The following is a 16,380-nucleotide window of genomic DNA, read 5'->3' on the forward strand; positions in this document are numbered from 1 at the left end:
GTTGAGATGATCAAACAAGCCAGGGACAAAGTCGAACAGACTGCGAGTGTGGTATCCAGTTTGAGCGAACAAGCCAAGAACATAGGTCAGATACTACAGACCATAAACTCCATAGCCGAGCAGACGAACCTACTTGCGTTGAACGCTGCGATAGAGGCGGCCAGGGCAGGAGAAGCGGGCAGGGGCTTTGCGGTGGTTGCGGATGAGATAAGGAAGTTGGCTGAGGAGAGCAAGAGGGCGACGAGTCAGATAGGTCAGATTTTGAATCAGATAAGTCAAGGTGCGGCCAAGGCGGATGGTGCGACGAAGGAAGCGGTGGGTGTGGTGGAGGAGGTGGCGAAGAGATCAGAGCGTGTGGTGGAACAGTTTGGGAAGATAACAGAGCAGATAATGAACATGGGTAGTCAGATAGAGAGCTTAGCTGCGAGTGCGGAGGAGCAGAGTGCGGCGGCGGAGGAGATGAGCAGTGCGATGGACAGTGCTACGAAGTCGATAAGTATGATAGCGCAGCGTGTGGAGGAGATGACGAAGGCGGTGAGGGAGCAAGCAGGAGGGGCGCAGGGTGTGAGTGGTATGTCTGAGGAGTTGAGTTCGATAGCTGAGAGTTTGGTGGAACAGGTGAGAAAGTTCAAATTTTGATGTGTGAATCGAATGTGAAAAGGGGCGCAAACGCGCCCTTTTTTGTTGATGTAGCAAATCAGGGTAAAAATTTTGAATGAGTGAAACAAACTCAAAGTCGGAATGATTAGAATTGCTATAATTCGAATTGGAAGAAACTGTTAACGTTCAACTCGATTTTGTAGGGGTGAACAGTTTGAGCGAGAAATTCTTTTTGAAGCAACCTATGATGCGACGTATGCTCTATGCACTTGCTCCGATTTACGCTTTTGCAGTTTTCGCTTACGGTTTTAGGGTGATCTTGCTCAGTTTGATCGTCTTTCCAACAGGTATTTTCGTGGAGTATCTGTTCGAAAGGGCTAAGAGGAAGCCTGTCAGCGAAGCTGTCCTTGTGAGTTGTGCACTGTTTGTGCTCGCCATGCCACCAAAAGTTCCACTGTGGATCGCCACGTTAGGTATAGCGTTCGGTATTGCTTTTGGAAAGTGTGTGTACGGTGGTTTTGGAAGAAACGTTTTCAATCCAGCCATAACTGGGAGGCTGTTCATCTATATAACTTTTCCTGCGTTCATGACGGCTGGATGGATCAGCCCAAGTTTGTTTGGAATCGATGCAGTTTCGAGTGCGACGCCTTTGGAACTTCTGCGCGAAGGAGTGCAAGTGAAACTGTCGAGCCTCTTTCTCGGTTGGCGTGCTGGTTCTATAGGCGAAGCTCCCATTTTTTTGATGATTCTTTCCGCACTGTATTTGGTGTTCACAAGAACGGCGAGCTGGCGCATCATAGTTTCAACCTTTGGTTCGGCGACGATCCTATCTTTTCTGCTCGATCTTCTCAATGCTCCAAAAGCCCTACCGGTTGTTCCAGCCGTGCTGTCAGGCAGTTTGCTTTTTGTGTCCATTTTCATGGCGACAGATCCAGTTTCTTCCCCGAGGAAAGTTAAAGCTCACTGGTTATTCGGTACCATCGTTGGAGTGTCCGGTGTTCTTGTACGCACGTTTTCCCTCTTCCCAGAAGGTTGGAGCTTTGCGATCATGATCGCCAATTCCTTTGCTCCTCTTTTGGACGAGTTGATGCAAGATAAAAAGAAGGTGAAAGCGTGAAACTCAACAGAGAGGGTAAGATCTACACTATTCTCTTCACTTTCATTGTGAGCTTCGTTTTTGTCTTCTTGCTCTCCGCAGTCAATTCTTTAACGGTAGAAAGGTCTAGGAACAATCAAGAACTCTTCAAAATCAAAGCATTACTGAATGCGTTCGGTATTCCTTTCTCGTCGAACGAGGACGCATTCGAAAAGTTCTCAAAGTTCGTTCAGCGCTTCCAACCTTCCGATATAGAACTTTACCGCACAGTTCTAAACGGTGAGGAAATGTACGCGTACGTGTTCCAAGGTAACGGTTTGTGGGGACCGATCGTTGGGGTGATCGCTGTAGATTCGAAGGTGAACAAGATCTTCGGGATCGATTTCATCTCGCAGAGTGAAACACCAGGGCTCGGTGCAAGGATAGAAGAAAAGTGGTTCAAGGAGCAATTCAGAGGGAAAAATGTCCAGCATGGCCTGATCGTAACTAGGACCAGAACGGGCGCAGAGAACGAAGTTGATGCCATCACGGGTGCCACCTCGACGTCGAAGGCGGTCGAACGGATCGTCAACGATGCTTTGAACAATTTGAGGAAAACTTTGGGGGTGAGACCGTGAAGGTCAGAGAGATTACCCTGAAGAACCTTTGGTTAGAAAATCCCGTGTTCGTTCAGATACTCGGTATTTGTTCTACATTGGCGGTGACGAACAATCTCAGAAACACTCTCGTCATGACGGTGGGAGTTTGTTTCGTTACGGCCCTATCGAACGCCACCATCTCGGCCTTCAGATCCTTCATACCGAGAAAAGTGAGAATGATGGTTCAAGTGTTGGTGATCTCTTTTTATGTGATTTTGGTCGACTTGGTCTTGAAGGCCTACATTCCGGAAGTGAGTAAAGCATTGGGACCGTACGTAGGTTTGATCATAACCAACTGTATCATCATGGGCAGGGCGGAAGCCTTCGCACAAGCGAACCCTCCTTTAATTTCCTTCTGGGATGGTCTAACGTCTGGATTCGGTTACATGCTCGTTTTGGTGGTGATCGCTTTTGTGAGGGAGCTTTTAGGTTTTGGAAGTTTCATGGGATTCAAGATCTTACCAGATTCGTTCGTGCCTTGGACGATCATGGTGGTTCCTGCGAGTGCTTTCTTCGTCCTTGCCAGCTTCATATGGATCGCAAGGACTATGCAGATGAAAAGAAGAGGTGGTAAATGATGCCACGGATCGACCCATTCTCACTTTTGATCGCTTCCATCTTTACAAGCAACGTTCTTCTCAGCTATTTTCTCGGAATGTGTTCCTTCATATCCATATCGAAAGACCTCAAATCCTCAAACGGCTTGGGTATGGCCGTCACGTTGGTGATGACGATCACTACAGCCGCGAACTGGATCGTAGAAAAGTACATCATACAGGTGTGGAATCTTTCTTATCTCAGATACATTTTGTACATAATCGTGATCGCTGCGGTGGTCCAAATGCTAGAGATGATAATCGATCGTGTATCACCAGCACTCTACATTTCGCTGGGAATCTTTTTACCACTGATCACCGTGAACTGTGCCATTTTGGGCGTGGCTCTTTTCATGCAACTGAGAAACTATTCTTTGATCCAATCTATCTTTTACGGTTTTGGAAGTGGCCTTGGTTGGTGGCTAGCCATAGTGCTCCTCGCGGCTATAAGAAAAAGGATCGAGAACGCACCAATCCCAGCAGGTTTGAAGGGAGTTGGAATCACGCTCATCACGATAGGGCTCATGGCGATGGCCTTCATGGGTTTTGCGGGCATGCTGCCAGTTCAGTGATTGGGGGAAGATTCAAATGGATTTTCTTGCGCCTTTGATCGTTTCTTCTCTCGGTGCAGGACTCGCGTTAATGATCTCCATAGTCGATGCGATCGTGAACAATTACGGAGAAGTGGAAATAAACATCAACAAGGGAAAGAAGAGGTTGAAAGTCAAGGGAGGTTCACCTTTACTGCAGACTCTCGCTGCACAGAATATCTTTGTGCCATCAGCGTGCGGTGGTAGAGGAAGCTGTGGGGTGTGCAAAGTGAGGATTTTTTCCGATGTGGGTCCATATTTGCCAACAGAACTACCGCATCTGAGCAAGGAGGAGATGGCGAGCAACGTGAGGCTTTCTTGTCAGATAAAGGTTAAAAAAGATCTTCAGATCGAGCTTCCCGAAGAACTCTTCAAAGCTCAGAGGTTCAAAGGCATCGTGGAGAGTATCAAGGACCTCACTTACGATATCAAAGAAATCAGGATAAGACTTGTAGAACCAGACAGTATCGATTTTCTGGCAGGTCAATACATCCAATTGGTCATACCACCTTACGGAAAAGTGGAACAGTCAGTACAGCGTGCTTATTCTATATCTTCTCCACCGAGCGATTCTGGACACATAGAATTGGTGATAAGACTAGTTCCAGGGGGCATAGCGACGACTTACGTTTTCAACCACATGAAAGAAGGGGAAATAGTTGAATTTGTTGGTCCATTCGGCGAATTCTACATGAGGAACACAAAAGCGGATATGATCATGATCGCTGGTGGTAGTGGCATGGCACCGATAAAATCGATCATCCTAGACATGATCGATAGAAAAATCAAAGACAGAAACGTGTGGTTTTTCTTCGGTGCGAGAAGTAAAAGAGACCTGTTCTACGTGGAGCTGTTTCGAACGATCGAGAAAGATTGGGACAGGTTCCACTTCATTCCAGCTCTTTCCAATCCAAATCCTGAAGATGATTGGACTGGTGAGTTGGGATTGATCACGGAAGTTGTGGATAGGTATTTGATGAGTAAGATATCAAAAGAAAATGAAAAAGAAGCTTACCTGTGTGGAAGTCCTGGTATGATAAATGCCTCGATACAGGTGTTACAGAAACATGGGATCAACAAGATCTATTATGACAAGTTCGCCTGATGGGAGGTGAAACGATGAAGATGACACCTCAGCAGATCAAAGCTCAGGAGAACATGAAACCTGGCAAGATAACGGCCGATGGTTTTTTAGGTGACGACGATAGGAACATAGTTGATATAATTCAGGAAGACGAAACCAACTTTGCTCGCCTCGGGATCGATTTCAACGAAGTTGCTGAGCTGATGCGAAAACTCATGAAAGAAGGACTCAAAGGTTTAGGCGAACCCATCGTGTACGAAAAATGGGAAATAAGAGTGGATGAAGCGCGTGGTTTCTTGCCTTGTCCGTATCAGGATGGAATATTCAGAAAGAGAGTCGCCACGGTGAGGAACCTCAGAAACGATGAACAGATCATTTTCAGTGATCTTTCCATACACCTGCTCGAGAAGCACCACTTTTTGCAGGGGAAAGGCTCCAAATTCAGGATCGAACCAGAGAAGATCAAAAAAGTCTTCTATGATTAAGGAGAAGTGATTAAAAGTGTGGATGACTGATCAAAAGCGTGTTAGATCACTTCTCATACTGGTGATATTCGGATGGAGCTTTCTATTCGCTTTCGCTTCGATACTGTACATCGCGGAAGTTGAATGGTATGTTCTACTAGTTTTCTTGGCTGTCTACACTCTATCTGCTGTGATCAGCACGCTTCAATTCATAAGCTATTCAAAAGGCATCTTTGTGAGTGACTTTGAAATAATCCTGCCAGGTGTAACGAGAAAAAAGTTCTCTTCACAAGATCTGGAAAAGATTGTTTTGTCTGACACTAGATCGAGGTTTGGAACTAACTACTTTGCCATGTTCTATCTGAAGGGGAAAAAGTTTCCTTACGGTGTGACGTTCTCATCCGACGAAAAGCGCCGAGAGATCATCGAATTGTTATGTGAATTCTGCCCACACGTTCAGCTGGTAGATAAAACTAAACGTTCCGAAAAAAGGAAAAAGTGAGATTGAAATGCAGCAACACGGATTTAAACTTTTCATTTTCGATGTGGGTGGAGTCTTGTGCGATGGAACTTCCGTGACCCATTTGATAAGTGAGTATCTATCTATAAACCAGCAGGAATTTATCAAGCTTGCCAAACTTTCTGGACTCAGAGACCTTCAGACGGGAAAAATCACAGCAAGACAATTTTGGGAGAATTTTTCAAAGCTTTCAGGTAAACACGTTGAAGAAGATCTGTGGGTTAAATTCTTCAAACCAAAGTTGAAGTTAGAAACGGCGAGGCTGATAGAACGCTTGAAAATGAGATACAGAGTGGTCGCTGGTACGAACACCATAGAGTCACACTATCAGATTCACCTTGAAAATGGAGATTATCGTTTCTTCGATCGTGTCTATGCATCCCACCAAGTAGGCTATCTCAAGCCAGATGATGATTTCTTCCATTACATTTTAAAGAAAGAGTCGATCTCACCGCAGGAAACTTTCTTTGTGGATGATTCATTCGAAAACGTTTTGGCAGCTCAAAAGCTTGAAATTCACTCTGTGTTGTTCACAAATGCACAAGATCTACAAAGCAAGTTGTCTTCTCTCAAGCTGATCGATTTTTAAATGAAAAACCAAGCCCCATAGGGCTTGGTTTGAGCGTTACTGATTTTTCCATCAGAAAGTTTGGATAGAACTTCGGTGTAGTACAATATCGACGTTTGGAATCGGCCTAGTGGCGTACGGAACGATTGGGTAAAACTTCGGTGTAGTACCTTCATAATATACGGCGAAGAAGAAGGCTTTTTTAGCAACGTCCTTGATAGTGACCATAGGTAACATCAAAGCAGTTGAAGTTGCCGAACTGCCGGTACCATAAGTTGCCAACACTTCGATCATGTAAACTTTCTCAACGAACGTCGGTGGATTTTGAACTAGGTAAATGAATTTTGTCGAGTAATCTGTAACATTCTTCAAAGTGATGGTCGGTGTTGGATAACCAGAAGGTTTTAATAAATGCTTGACAAAATCGAGTAATTCGCTCGCTTCAGTTGTGAGTGTTGCATCCATTGTCTTTACATAAACAACTTCGGTGGCACTGGCTGTGAACAGCTTGGATAGCAAATCATTTGCGAGTTGGTTCGGAGAAGGGCCAAATAGATTTGCACATCCTGAGAGTACGAAGATGATTGTAGCAGCCAAAACCATAATGAGGACGTATTTGTACCTCACCTTTCATCCCTCCTTCGGTTATGAAAAATTATAACACGATCACCAAATTATTTTTCTTCTGAAGTGACAGTAAGGAACTTTACCGGTTCTTTCGTAATAATCTTGATGATAATCTTCCGCAAGCCAAAACGTCGAAGCTTTTCTTATCCGGGTTGTCACTCGATAACGTGTGCTCAATCGATTCTTCAAACTCTCCGCGACCATTTTCTGTGATTCGCTTGTGTAAAAAATTACACTTTTGTACTGTTCGCCTATATCTGGACCCTGTCCATCTTCTTGAGTGAAATCATGAATTTCGAAAAAGTATTTTATTAGGTTTTCTTCGTTCATCTTTTTAGGATCGAATATGACTTCCACGGTTTCGACATGGCCTGTTTTCCCAGTGCACACGTCTTCGTAAGTTGGGTTATCCACATGTCCTCCCATGTAACCGACTCTGGTATCGATGATCCCTTCCAATTGTTTGAACAGATGCTCCACACCCCAGAAACAACCTGCCGCAAAGAAGATTCTATCTATCTTGGGTTTCTGACCAGCAGGTACAAATTTCAAAGAGACACTGTTCACACAATGACGAACATTTTTCGGTGTGAAACCTTCGTTAAAGAAGACATGCCCAAGGTGAGCTCCACAATAGGCACACGTTATCTCTATTCTGACGCCATCTTTATCCAACTCTTTTCTCACAGCGCCAGGAATTTCATCGTCGAAAGCAGGCCAACCACAACCAGAGTGAAATTTATCTTGGCTTCTGTAAAGCGGTATGCCACAGTTTTTGCAGGTGTATATTCCCTCTTCAAAATGATCGACGTATTCACCACTGAACGGTGGCTCTGTACCTTTACCAAAAAGTACGAACTTTTCGAATTCACTGAGTTGCGTGTTCCTTTTTATACGTTTCAAATTCTCTCCATCTCTCCCAAACAAATCATATCATAAATCAAAATTAAGCGAACCTTCCGTTAGTTCAGGATCATTCAAGTTTCCTTCCAACTAAAAGCGCTTCGACATTAGCTACGTTTCCTTCGAGGTCTATACATCATTCCTTAAAACCTTTCTGGCGGAGTTTTTCCAAGACGGTGTTGTTCGCAACGTACTTTGGAATCTTACCATTGAAGAAATCTACGATCGACTCAGCAGCCATCATGTTCATGCGCAAGATGGCTTCAAACGTGTGAGCGCCGACGTGAGGGGTTAAGATAAGGTTTGGACAATCGAACAACGGTGAGTCTGATGGTAATGGTTCGGGTTCGAAAACATCGAGAGCGGCGCCGGCGATTTGCCCATTCTTCAAAGCATCTATGAGCGCAGTTTCATCAACTACACCAGCGCGTGCGGTGTTTATCAAATACGCTGTCTTCTTCATCAAGGAAATCTTTCTCTTATCAATGAGATTTCTCGTGGATTCATTGAGTGGTACGTGCAAACTGACAAAGTCACTCTGTTTTAAGAGTTCTTCGAGCTCTACTTTTTCTGCTCCAACCTGCCGCAGAGATTCTTCCTGAACGTATGGATCGTACACAAGAACCCTCATACCCAAGCAAATGGCTCTTTTAGAAACTTCCCTACCGATTGAACCGAAACCCACCACACCGAGTGTCTTACCAGACAGTTCGATACCGATGGAGGAAACGAATTGTCTTTTTTCATAGAGTGTCTTGTGCGATTCTACCAGCTTTCTTGCGAGTGCAAAGATGAGACCAACGGTGAGTTCTGCAACGGAAACTGCGTTGGCATTCGGCGTAACCGTGACTGGAATTCCTAGCTCGGTGGCAGCTGAAAGGTCTATGTTGTCAACGCCCACGCCGTGTTTCGCGATGATTTTGATTGATGAATTCTCAAGCATGTTGCGCGTAATTTTTTGAACTCCTACGATTATTGCTTCAAAGTTCTTCAAATCTTGGCTCTCTATCTTTTCTTTCCTTTCCACAACGAAACCATTTTTTTCAAGCAAAACGATCGGTTCGTGTGAGTATCTTCCGAAAGTTCTTGCCAAAACAAGCACCTTCTTCACATAATCGCCCCCATTCAGTACTTCAACTCGGAAATGGCGAGCCTGCTCTTTTTGAGATTCTCTATCGCATTTGGATCTTTTGTTGCGAGCAATGTGTAGATCGTATCTAAGATGACGAGCTGAACTATGCGTGAGGTCATGGCATCCGTTCTTATCCTGGTTTCCTTCGTATTCGTAACTAGAACGACGCTTGAAATTTTGGCGAGGCTGGATTTAGGATTCCCAGTGATCGCCACAACTGGGACGTTCACTTCGATGGCTTTTTTCGCAAGAGCAACGATGGATTTCGTCTCACCGGTGTGTGAAATTGCCACAACTAAATCTTCTTTCGTTGCCGTTGCGAGGATCGTGGCCATGATGTGCTCATCGTTGGAGAACAAGCAGTGTTTACCAAGTCTTGTGAACTTGTGAAAAGCATCGAAAGCCACCGCTGCTGAAGCAGCAAAACCGAAGAAGAGAAGTCTCTTTGCGCTCAAGAAAAGTTCTGTCGCTTTTTCCAAGCTTTTTATGTCCACTGTATCGAGTGTATCCAAGATGGCTCGAACGGTCGCTTTGAAGATTTTCTGCGTGATAGTTTTTGAATCATCTCCCTCAGAAATGTCCTCATAAACTATTTCCAGTGGAGCCTTGGAGAGTTCCTGCGCGAGGAGGACTTTGAACTGCTGAAAACTCGTCAAACCGATTTTCCTGTAAAACTTGACGACCGACGCCTCACTCTTCACACCGGCAAGCTGGCTTAACTCGCTTATTGAGCATTCGAGTACAGTCCTTGGATTTTGTAGGATCACATCCGCGATCTGACGTTCAGCTTGTGTGAGATCTCTGTAGTTCTCTCTTATAGTTTGAAGTACGTCCATAAATCGCCCCCCAACGTTCAGGCGGTCGTGGCACCTCCATCGATCACAACGTAGCTACCCGTCATGAAAGCGGCCTCATCGCACGCTGCAAACAGTATGGCAAAAGCGATCTCTTCCTCTTTGGCAAGTCTTCCCACGGGTTGTCTTGCGATCATCTCTGCAAGAACGGCTTCTGGGTCTTTCGATGCTCTGACTCTCTCGGCGAGTCCCTGAGAATAGGTTGTACCTGGACATACCGCGTTCACTCTGATGTTATCTTTGACATAGTCTATGGCGAGCGATTTTGTGAGTCCAAGTAGCGCAGCCTTGGAAACGCTGTAAACGCATCTGTTTGGTATCCCTTTCAAGGCTGCCACTGAAGAAACGTTCACTATGACACCCCCACCCACCTTTTTCATCTCGGCCACGGCGTACTTCGCGAGGAACATGGGGCCTTTCACATTCACAGCCATGGTCCTTTCGAAATCCTCTTCAGTGAGATCTTCTATCTTTCCAGATGGGACGATCCCTGCGTTGTTGATGAGAATATCCAACCGTCCAAATGCATCGACAGTCTGCTTCACTATCTTTTCCGCCTCTGAGGCTTTCGATACATCTCCATGAACGAAGGTGGCTATTCCACCAACTTTCTTTATCATCTCGACAGTTTCGTTCCCGCGCTCATTGGATATATCGTTAACTGCTACTTTGGCACCCCTTTCAGCGAACATGATCGCAGCTTTTCTACCTATGCCAGAACCTGCCCCAGTGATCAAAACGACTTTGCCTTGAAAGTTCATCCGCTAACCCTCCTCAACCGAAGATGAGTTTTGGTATGAGCAATGACAGTTGTGGGAAAAAGATGACGAGAATAATTATGATGATCGTTGCTATCAAAAATGGCCAGGAAGCTTTCACGTACTCTTCCAAGGTAGCACCCAGAACGCTACAACCTGCGTACATCGAAGCACCAACTGGAGGTGTTTGATTTCCCATAGCTGCGGAGAGTATGAAAACGAGTCCAAAGTGCACAGGATCTATACCAATCCTCCTCGCAACGGGTAGAAAAACCGCCGTGGTCATGAGTATCAATGCGGTTGCATCTATGAAAAGACCTGCGAAAACCAAGAAGATCATTATGATTATCATAAGTACGTATGGATTAGTTGAAATACCCAACAAGAAATTGGCCATGGTCTCGGGCACTCTTTCCCACACCATACCATAGCTGAATATGTTCGACATGGCCAAGATCGCCAACACTGCGCCGATATCACCCACGGAATACTCCAACGCTTCAGTGAAGAAGCTCTTCAAACTCATCTCTCTGTGTATGAGAAAACCTACGATCATTCCGTACACGACGGCAAAGGATCCTACTTCGGAAGGTGTGAAGATGCCAGCCCTCAAGCCAAAGATGAGTAGCACTGGGAATATCAAGGCCCAAATGCTCTTTGATAAAGCTTGCGATATTTCTCTATATGACGCTCGTCTTTCTCTTTCCGGTTGGAGTCCCAACCTTCTCGATACGAAGTAGATCACGATCATGTAGATCACCATCAGCAAAAGACCGGGTATGATGCCTGCCGCAAACAATCTTCCAATGGAGACCTGACCGATGGTTCCATAGAGGATGAAAGCTATACCAGGCGGTATGATTGGCACGATCAAGCTGGTCCAAACGTTCACCGCCACTGCAAAACCACGTGGATAACCTCTTTTCAACATTTCAGGCCCGAGCATGCGTGTTTCCATCGCTGCGTCGGCTATGCTTGAACCCGACACACCACCCATGAGGGTTGAGAGCACTGCTGAGACTTGTCCAAGTCCCCCTCTCATGTGACCAACGAGCGATGAAGCAAAGTCGAGCAACCTTTTGGTCACACCTGCCGAGTTCATTATGTTACCCGCTATGATGAACATGGGTATGGCTAAGAGTGTGAAGTTTATTATCTGAGACAGAGAGAGCTGGATAGGTATGGTTATCGGAAGATAGGGATTCTGCAAAAACCATATGAAACCGGCTATCCCTATGGCGAATGCAACTGGCATACCAAGAAGCATGAAAGCAAAAAATGCTATCAGCATCCAAATCATTTCATTTTGCCTCCTCGATAGATTTATTTCTGAATTCCTTCAATATTTTTTGCACAGTTGTTCTCACCAGCAACAACGAACCAACAGGAACAGCCAGAGTTACCCACGCATAACTGAAATTCGGCATTCCCTGAAATTTTCTGAATCGCTGTGTCCAGGTTAGTTCTGATCCCCAGATAACCATATAAGCACAGAAAGCTAAAATTATGAACAAAGTGATGATCCTGATCAGTTTTTGAGCTTTTTTTGGTAATCTTTTAACGAACAGATCCACCGACATCATTTTGTTTTCGCGCCATGCAACGTCCATGGCGAAGAAACAAGCCCAGGCAAAGAGAAAAGAGCTGAGGTCCACTGCCCAGTTCATTGGATGTCTCAAAAACCTCGCAATACCTGAAGCAAAAACCATTATAATCATCGTTATTAGAAGTATCTTCGCCGCATTCTTTTCAAACCACACCAGATACTCGTCCAACTTTTTCACGATCTCTCACCCCATCTCAAAGTATAAAAAATCCCAGTCCCCGAATGGGGACTGGGTTGAAAAATTCACATACCCTTGACTTCCTTCATGAGTTGTTCGAGAGCATCCATGATACCAAGCTTAATGTAAGCTTGCTTTGCAGCTTCCATGAACGCAGCTTTGTTGACATCGGTGATGACTGTAATACCTTTTTCGATGCATTTTTTCTTGAAATCTTCACTGAGTTCTTTCATGATTCTCAGCGAAACTTCAATGCCAGCCTTGTCGCATTCTTCTTCCACGATCTTCTGATACTCAGGTGGTAAGCTTCTGAACCACTTTGAACTGACGACTTCGAAGTTGATCAGCAGTATATGACCAGTCTCGGATGCGAACTTAACAACTTCGTACAACGAGCCATTATAAATATTCGCATAAGTCAACTCAGCACCGTCGCATGCCTTCGTTTGAATAGCTTGGTATATCTCGCCGAACGCTATAGCGACTGGTTGTGCACCGAGTGCTCTGATCGACTCTTGCCATGCGGGTGATGGAGGTGTTCGAATTCTCAGACCAGACAGATCTGCAGGCGTTCTAATGGGTTTATTGGTGAAGAAATGTCTGTATCCTTGGACCCAATAGAACGAAAGAACTTTGAATCCAAACTTGTTCTCAAGCTCATCGAGCCACTTTCTCATCGATGGAGATCCTTTCACTTTTTGCAACACTTGGATGACTTCTTCTGGTGTTTTGGCACCCATGAAATCAATGAAATAAGCGATGTTCATCACACCGATCGGAGGAACGTACATACCCATTCTCGCAGAGTCAGTGTTCTGACCAACTGGAGCCCCTCTTCTGATTTGCTCAAGTATGTCTTCTTCGACCCCAAGCTGTGCACTGTGATAAACTTCGATTTTAACATCGCCGTTCGTTCTTTCTTCGACTGCTTTGGCCCATTTTAAGAATGCTGCATGGTAAGGTTCGCCGGCGGCTAAAACGTGGTTGAATTTGAGGACGTACTTCGGAGCCGCGATGAGTGTAACGAATGTGAGTACCAGAACAACTGCCACCAGCAGTCTTTTCACCGCTGATCCCTCCTCCTTAAGAAAAATATTTTGACAAAACCCCACTATGCGTGGGTATGTCAAAAAAATTATATACGAACGATACCCCCACTTGTCAATCATGGATTTTTGTTAATAGTCATCAGCATCGTCTGACCTAGCTGTGAAAAAAACGTGAAAGATGGCTCGAAGAGACATTGAAGTCAGCAGAGCGTTGGTAAGATCCTAACTGAGAGAGCCACTTCGAACCAAGGGGAACTGAAATGGTCGACTTGGTAATCGCACTCAATCTTTTTTTCGCTACAGTGTTTCTAACGATCAAAGAGCCAAAGATAAAGTTGAAGAATCGTGATGTTTCGCTCGATCAAGCGAAATCTTCTATCTTTGTTCTGATCTTGTTGATCGTCACCGGTGTCGTACCACTCACCTTGATCAGAACGTCCCTCATGAGGCAACTCAACATAGTTCCTTGGCAAATACTCGTGATCTTCTTTGGTTCGGCGTACATCTGTACCAGCTTGGATGCTTCCGGCCTGTTGAAGGTGATTGCCTACAAATTCTTGATGCTAAGTAAAGGAAGTGGAAGAAAGCTCTTTTTCAACACCCTGCTGCTTGCTGGAATCATGACGATCTTCACGTCGAACGACATAGTGACCCTCACGCTCACTCCAATCATCGTTTATATGTCGCAGTACTCTGGTATAGACCCTGTACCCATGTTGATCACCGTCTTTTTCACTTCCAATACTTGGAGCATGTTTTTCTACATAGGTAACCCTACGAACGTGATAGTTGCCCAAGCTTATTCTCTAGGTTTTTTTGACTATGCGAAGTTGATGTTCATACCAACTCTTGCAGCTATAGCTGCATCGATCGTAGGCTTTTATTTGCAGTACAGAAAGAGGATACCGAATCGTGTTGAGATAAAACTTCAACTCGATGTTCAAAAGGTCATCAAGGACAAACTGTACGCGTGGCTCTCTGGTTTGACCTTCTGTGCATTCTTTGTTACTGTATCGATCGGCGATTTTATAAACCTTCCTCTGTGGAAAGCGGTTGTGTTGTACTGTGCTGTTTATCTTGTACTCAATTTTGTTTTCTCCAGCAAAATGTCAGATAAGGAGCAATCAGGTATCGATATGAGCCCTGATCTTTCTTTTTTCATGGACGTGTTCAAGAAAGTCCCTTGGAAGATACTGCCAATGATTATCACCTTCTTCATCTTCATTCAGATCTTCTCGATGTACGGTATAACTAACTTAGTGGCCAAAGTTTTTACGTTCAAAAATGATTTACTCGCCATCGTTTTCACTACGTATGTAACTGCTTTTGCCGCGAACATCATGATAAATCAACCCATGACGATTTTCTTTGCACACGTACTGTGGCAGAAACCCATTACTTACGCTATGAGTTTGGTCATAGGCTCCAACATAGGAGGAAATATAACGCTCATGGGAGCCTTGGCTGGTATGATGTGGTCCCGAATTTTGAAAAATTACGGTATAGAGATGAACAACCTCAAGTTCTTCAAAAACACCTTTCCCGTAGCTCTTCTGACATTGTTCGCTTCAAGTTTGGGTGTCGTCCTCACCCAAACGTTTTTGAAATGAATTTTTTGTTGCTTATCCCCTCCAAGTTGGTGTAACATAGCTCAGTGTGGAGGTGTGTCGTTGTGGGACTGTACGTCGGTGTCGATATAGGTACAACTGCCGTTAAAGTTATCCTCTATGACTCTGATGCGATGAAAGTCTTAGTTGATGTGAGTCAACAGTACGACGTTTTCACCACAGGGGCGGCCATGTTTGAGCAAGATCCAAAGCAAATAGAAAATGCCATCTTCAAAGCGTTGCGAATCATCGGGGAAAAATATCCAAAAATTGAAGGGATCGTACTGGACAGTATGCTCCATTCTTTACTCTTCCTCGACGAGCAGTTCGAACCGTTGGGCAATGTTGTGCCGTGGGTAGATGAAAGATCAATTCCACAAGTGTTTCAAATAAAGAAGAACAGAGATCTGGCACAGTTGCTCCAAAAGAAAGCAGGATGTGCCAACAATTTTGCGTATCCTTTGTTTAAATTGATGTGGTTCGCTCAAAACGACAAGGAAAAACTCATCAAATCGAGCAAGATTGTCTCCATAAAGGATTACATCTTTTATAAACTCACCGGCACTATGGTCAGCGATATTTCGGTAGCCTCAGGCAGTGGATTTTTGGACATCCATACGAAAAGGTGGTTGGATGACCTCTTAAGAGATTTAGTTGGAATAGACGAAAGAAAGTTGCCTCAACTCGTACCACCGAGTTTTGAAGAACCTTTAAGCAGTGAAGCGGCTGAAAGGACTGGATTTTACAAGGGCACACCTGTTTTCATAGGGATCTCGGATGCAGCTGCTTCCAGCATAGGATCAGGCGCGGGTGTAGACGATTCTTTGACGATCTCTTCGAGTAGTAGTGCTGCAATAAGAGGGATCGTCAGTGAACCACCGAAAGAATACCCTTCACCTGGTGTATGGTGTTACGTGGTGGATGAGAAGTACTACATCAGTGGTGTGGCCACAAGCAACGGTGGGATCGTTTTCGATTGGTACGTGAAACTTTTCTCGAAGTATGATCATGCACATCTAATAAAAATGATCGAAGAGAATTTGTACGATGTGAATTTACACAAGGCCGTTTTGTTCTATCCCTTCGTGTTCAGCGAGAGATTCCCAGAGCTCGATCCAAATTTGAGTGCAAAGTTTTTGCGACTCAGAGGAGACATTTCTGAAGCAGCTGTGGCGAGAAGTGTTCTTGAGGGCATCATTTTCAATCTCAGGAGGATCTTCGATGTCGTCAAGTTTTTACCAAAGAAACTTGAGCGAGTTTACTCAACAGGTGGTCTAACGAGGGCGGACGTGTGGACGAAGATATTAGCAACGGTGATAAATGAGAGGATCATCGTTCAGAGTAAAAGGCAAGGAACGGCTCTTGGAGCGATATGGCATTTACTCGGAGAAAACCACAGGAAAAAAGCAATGGAAGCGATCAAGGAAGAACTCGAGGTCTATGAACCTGATGAAAAGCTCCACGCTCACTATGAGAAACTTTATAAGTTGTGGTGTGAAAATCTATGAAC

Annotated in this window: 19 protein-coding genes; 11 read left to right on the forward strand and 8 right to left on the reverse strand. The window is 44.7% G+C overall.

Annotation, left to right across the window (positions count from 1 at the left end; translation table 11 throughout):
• The 9 genes from NZ875_03420 to NZ875_03460 form a co-directional block, all read left to right on the forward strand.
• Nucleotides 1–639: methyl-accepting chemotaxis protein (locus NZ875_03420; GenBank protein ID MCS7174784.1), on the forward strand; the 639-nt coding region annotated here is incomplete at its 5' end.
• 205 nt (nt 640–844) lie between these two features.
• The gene (locus NZ875_03425; protein MCS7174785.1) at nt 845–1,717 is read left to right on the forward strand and encodes an RnfABCDGE type electron transport complex subunit D; all 873 of its coding nucleotides are present in this window, start codon (nt 845–847) and stop codon (nt 1,715–1,717) included.
• On the forward strand, nt 1,714–2,313 hold the full coding sequence (locus tag NZ875_03430) for an FMN-binding protein (GenBank protein MCS7174786.1): 600 nt from the start codon (nt 1,714–1,716) through the stop codon (nt 2,311–2,313). Before NZ875_03425 ends, NZ875_03430 begins: the two co-directional genes overlap by 4 nt.
• Complete coding sequence (locus NZ875_03435; GenBank protein MCS7174787.1) at nt 2,310–2,912, forward strand: NADH:ubiquinone reductase (Na(+)-transporting) subunit D; 603 nt, start codon at nt 2,310–2,312, stop codon at nt 2,910–2,912. Before NZ875_03430 ends, NZ875_03435 begins: the two co-directional genes overlap by 4 nt.
• The gene (locus NZ875_03440; GenBank protein MCS7174788.1) at nt 2,912–3,502 is read left to right on the forward strand and encodes an NADH:ubiquinone reductase (Na(+)-transporting) subunit E; all 591 of its coding nucleotides are present in this window, start codon (nt 2,912–2,914) and stop codon (nt 3,500–3,502) included. Before NZ875_03435 ends, NZ875_03440 begins: the two co-directional genes overlap by 1 nt.
• 16 nt (nt 3,503–3,518) lie before the next feature.
• The gene (locus NZ875_03445) at nt 3,519–4,625 is read left to right on the forward strand and encodes a 2Fe-2S iron-sulfur cluster binding domain-containing protein (protein ID MCS7174789.1); all 1,107 of its coding nucleotides are present in this window, start codon (nt 3,519–3,521) and stop codon (nt 4,623–4,625) included.
• 14 nt (nt 4,626–4,639) lie between these two features.
• On the forward strand, nt 4,640–5,089 hold the full coding sequence (locus NZ875_03450) for a hypothetical protein (protein ID MCS7174790.1): 450 nt from the start codon (nt 4,640–4,642) through the stop codon (nt 5,087–5,089).
• A 61-nt stretch (nt 5,090–5,150) separates the two neighbouring features.
• Nucleotides 5,151–5,570, forward strand: a complete 420-nt coding sequence (locus NZ875_03455) for a hypothetical protein (protein MCS7174791.1) — start codon at nt 5,151–5,153, stop codon at nt 5,568–5,570.
• 7 nt (nt 5,571–5,577) lie between these two features.
• Nucleotides 5,578–6,177 carry an HAD-IA family hydrolase gene (locus NZ875_03460; protein ID MCS7174792.1) on the forward strand — a complete coding sequence of 200 codons (600 nt, stop codon included), beginning with the start codon at nt 5,578–5,580 and terminating at the stop codon, nt 6,175–6,177.
• A gap of 51 nt (nt 6,178–6,228) precedes the next feature.
• Here the strand turns inward: NZ875_03460 and NZ875_03465 are convergent, their stop codons facing one another.
• The 8 genes from NZ875_03465 to NZ875_03500 form a co-directional block, all read right to left on the reverse strand.
• Complete coding sequence (locus tag NZ875_03465) at nt 6,229–6,783, reverse strand: hypothetical protein (protein MCS7174793.1); 555 nt, start codon at nt 6,781–6,783, stop codon at nt 6,229–6,231.
• A gap of 39 nt (nt 6,784–6,822) precedes the next feature.
• Nucleotides 6,823–7,686 (reverse strand): bifunctional methionine sulfoxide reductase B/A protein, encoded by an 864-nt coding sequence (locus tag NZ875_03470; protein ID MCS7174794.1) that lies wholly within the window; start codon nt 7,684–7,686, stop codon nt 6,823–6,825.
• A 136-nt stretch (nt 7,687–7,822) separates the two neighbouring features.
• Entirely contained in the window at nt 7,823–8,797 is a 975-nt protein-coding gene (locus NZ875_03475) for a phosphoglycerate dehydrogenase (protein ID MCS7174795.1), read from the reverse strand.
• 14 nt (nt 8,798–8,811) lie between these two features.
• A complete protein-coding gene (locus NZ875_03480) occupies nt 8,812–9,654 on the reverse strand; it encodes a MurR/RpiR family transcriptional regulator (protein ID MCS7174796.1) in 843 nt (280 codons plus the stop codon).
• A gap of 17 nt (nt 9,655–9,671) precedes the next feature.
• Nucleotides 9,672–10,433: an SDR family oxidoreductase gene (locus NZ875_03485; GenBank protein MCS7174797.1), complete on the reverse strand. Its 762-nt coding sequence runs from the start codon at nt 10,431–10,433 to the stop codon at nt 9,672–9,674.
• Between the two features lie 13 nt (nt 10,434–10,446).
• Nucleotides 10,447–11,730 carry a TRAP transporter large permease subunit gene (locus NZ875_03490; GenBank protein MCS7174798.1) on the reverse strand — a complete coding sequence of 428 codons (1,284 nt, stop codon included), beginning with the start codon at nt 11,728–11,730 and terminating at the stop codon, nt 10,447–10,449.
• Between the two features lies 1 nt (nt 11,731).
• Nucleotides 11,732–12,214, reverse strand: a complete 483-nt coding sequence (locus NZ875_03495; protein MCS7174799.1) for a TRAP transporter small permease — start codon at nt 12,212–12,214, stop codon at nt 11,732–11,734.
• A 65-nt stretch (nt 12,215–12,279) separates the two neighbouring features.
• Entirely contained in the window at nt 12,280–13,281 is a 1,002-nt protein-coding gene (locus NZ875_03500) for a C4-dicarboxylate TRAP transporter substrate-binding protein (GenBank protein MCS7174800.1), read from the reverse strand.
• Between the two features lie 242 nt (nt 13,282–13,523).
• On the opposite strand from NZ875_03500, the gene NZ875_03505 reads away from it, so the two are divergent.
• Together NZ875_03505 and NZ875_03510 are read left to right on the forward strand one after the other, a co-directional pair.
• Nucleotides 13,524–14,873 carry an SLC13 family permease gene (locus NZ875_03505; GenBank protein ID MCS7174801.1) on the forward strand — a complete coding sequence of 450 codons (1,350 nt, stop codon included), beginning with the start codon at nt 13,524–13,526 and terminating at the stop codon, nt 14,871–14,873.
• A gap of 62 nt (nt 14,874–14,935) precedes the next feature.
• A complete protein-coding gene (locus NZ875_03510; protein MCS7174802.1) occupies nt 14,936–16,378 on the forward strand; it encodes a gluconokinase in 1,443 nt (480 codons plus the stop codon).
• The last annotated feature ends 2 nt before the right edge of the window (nt 16,379–16,380 follow it).

Source organism: Pseudothermotoga sp., assembly GCA_025060105.1.
Taxonomy (GTDB): domain Bacteria; phylum Thermotogota; class Thermotogae; order Thermotogales; family DSM-5069; genus Pseudothermotoga_A.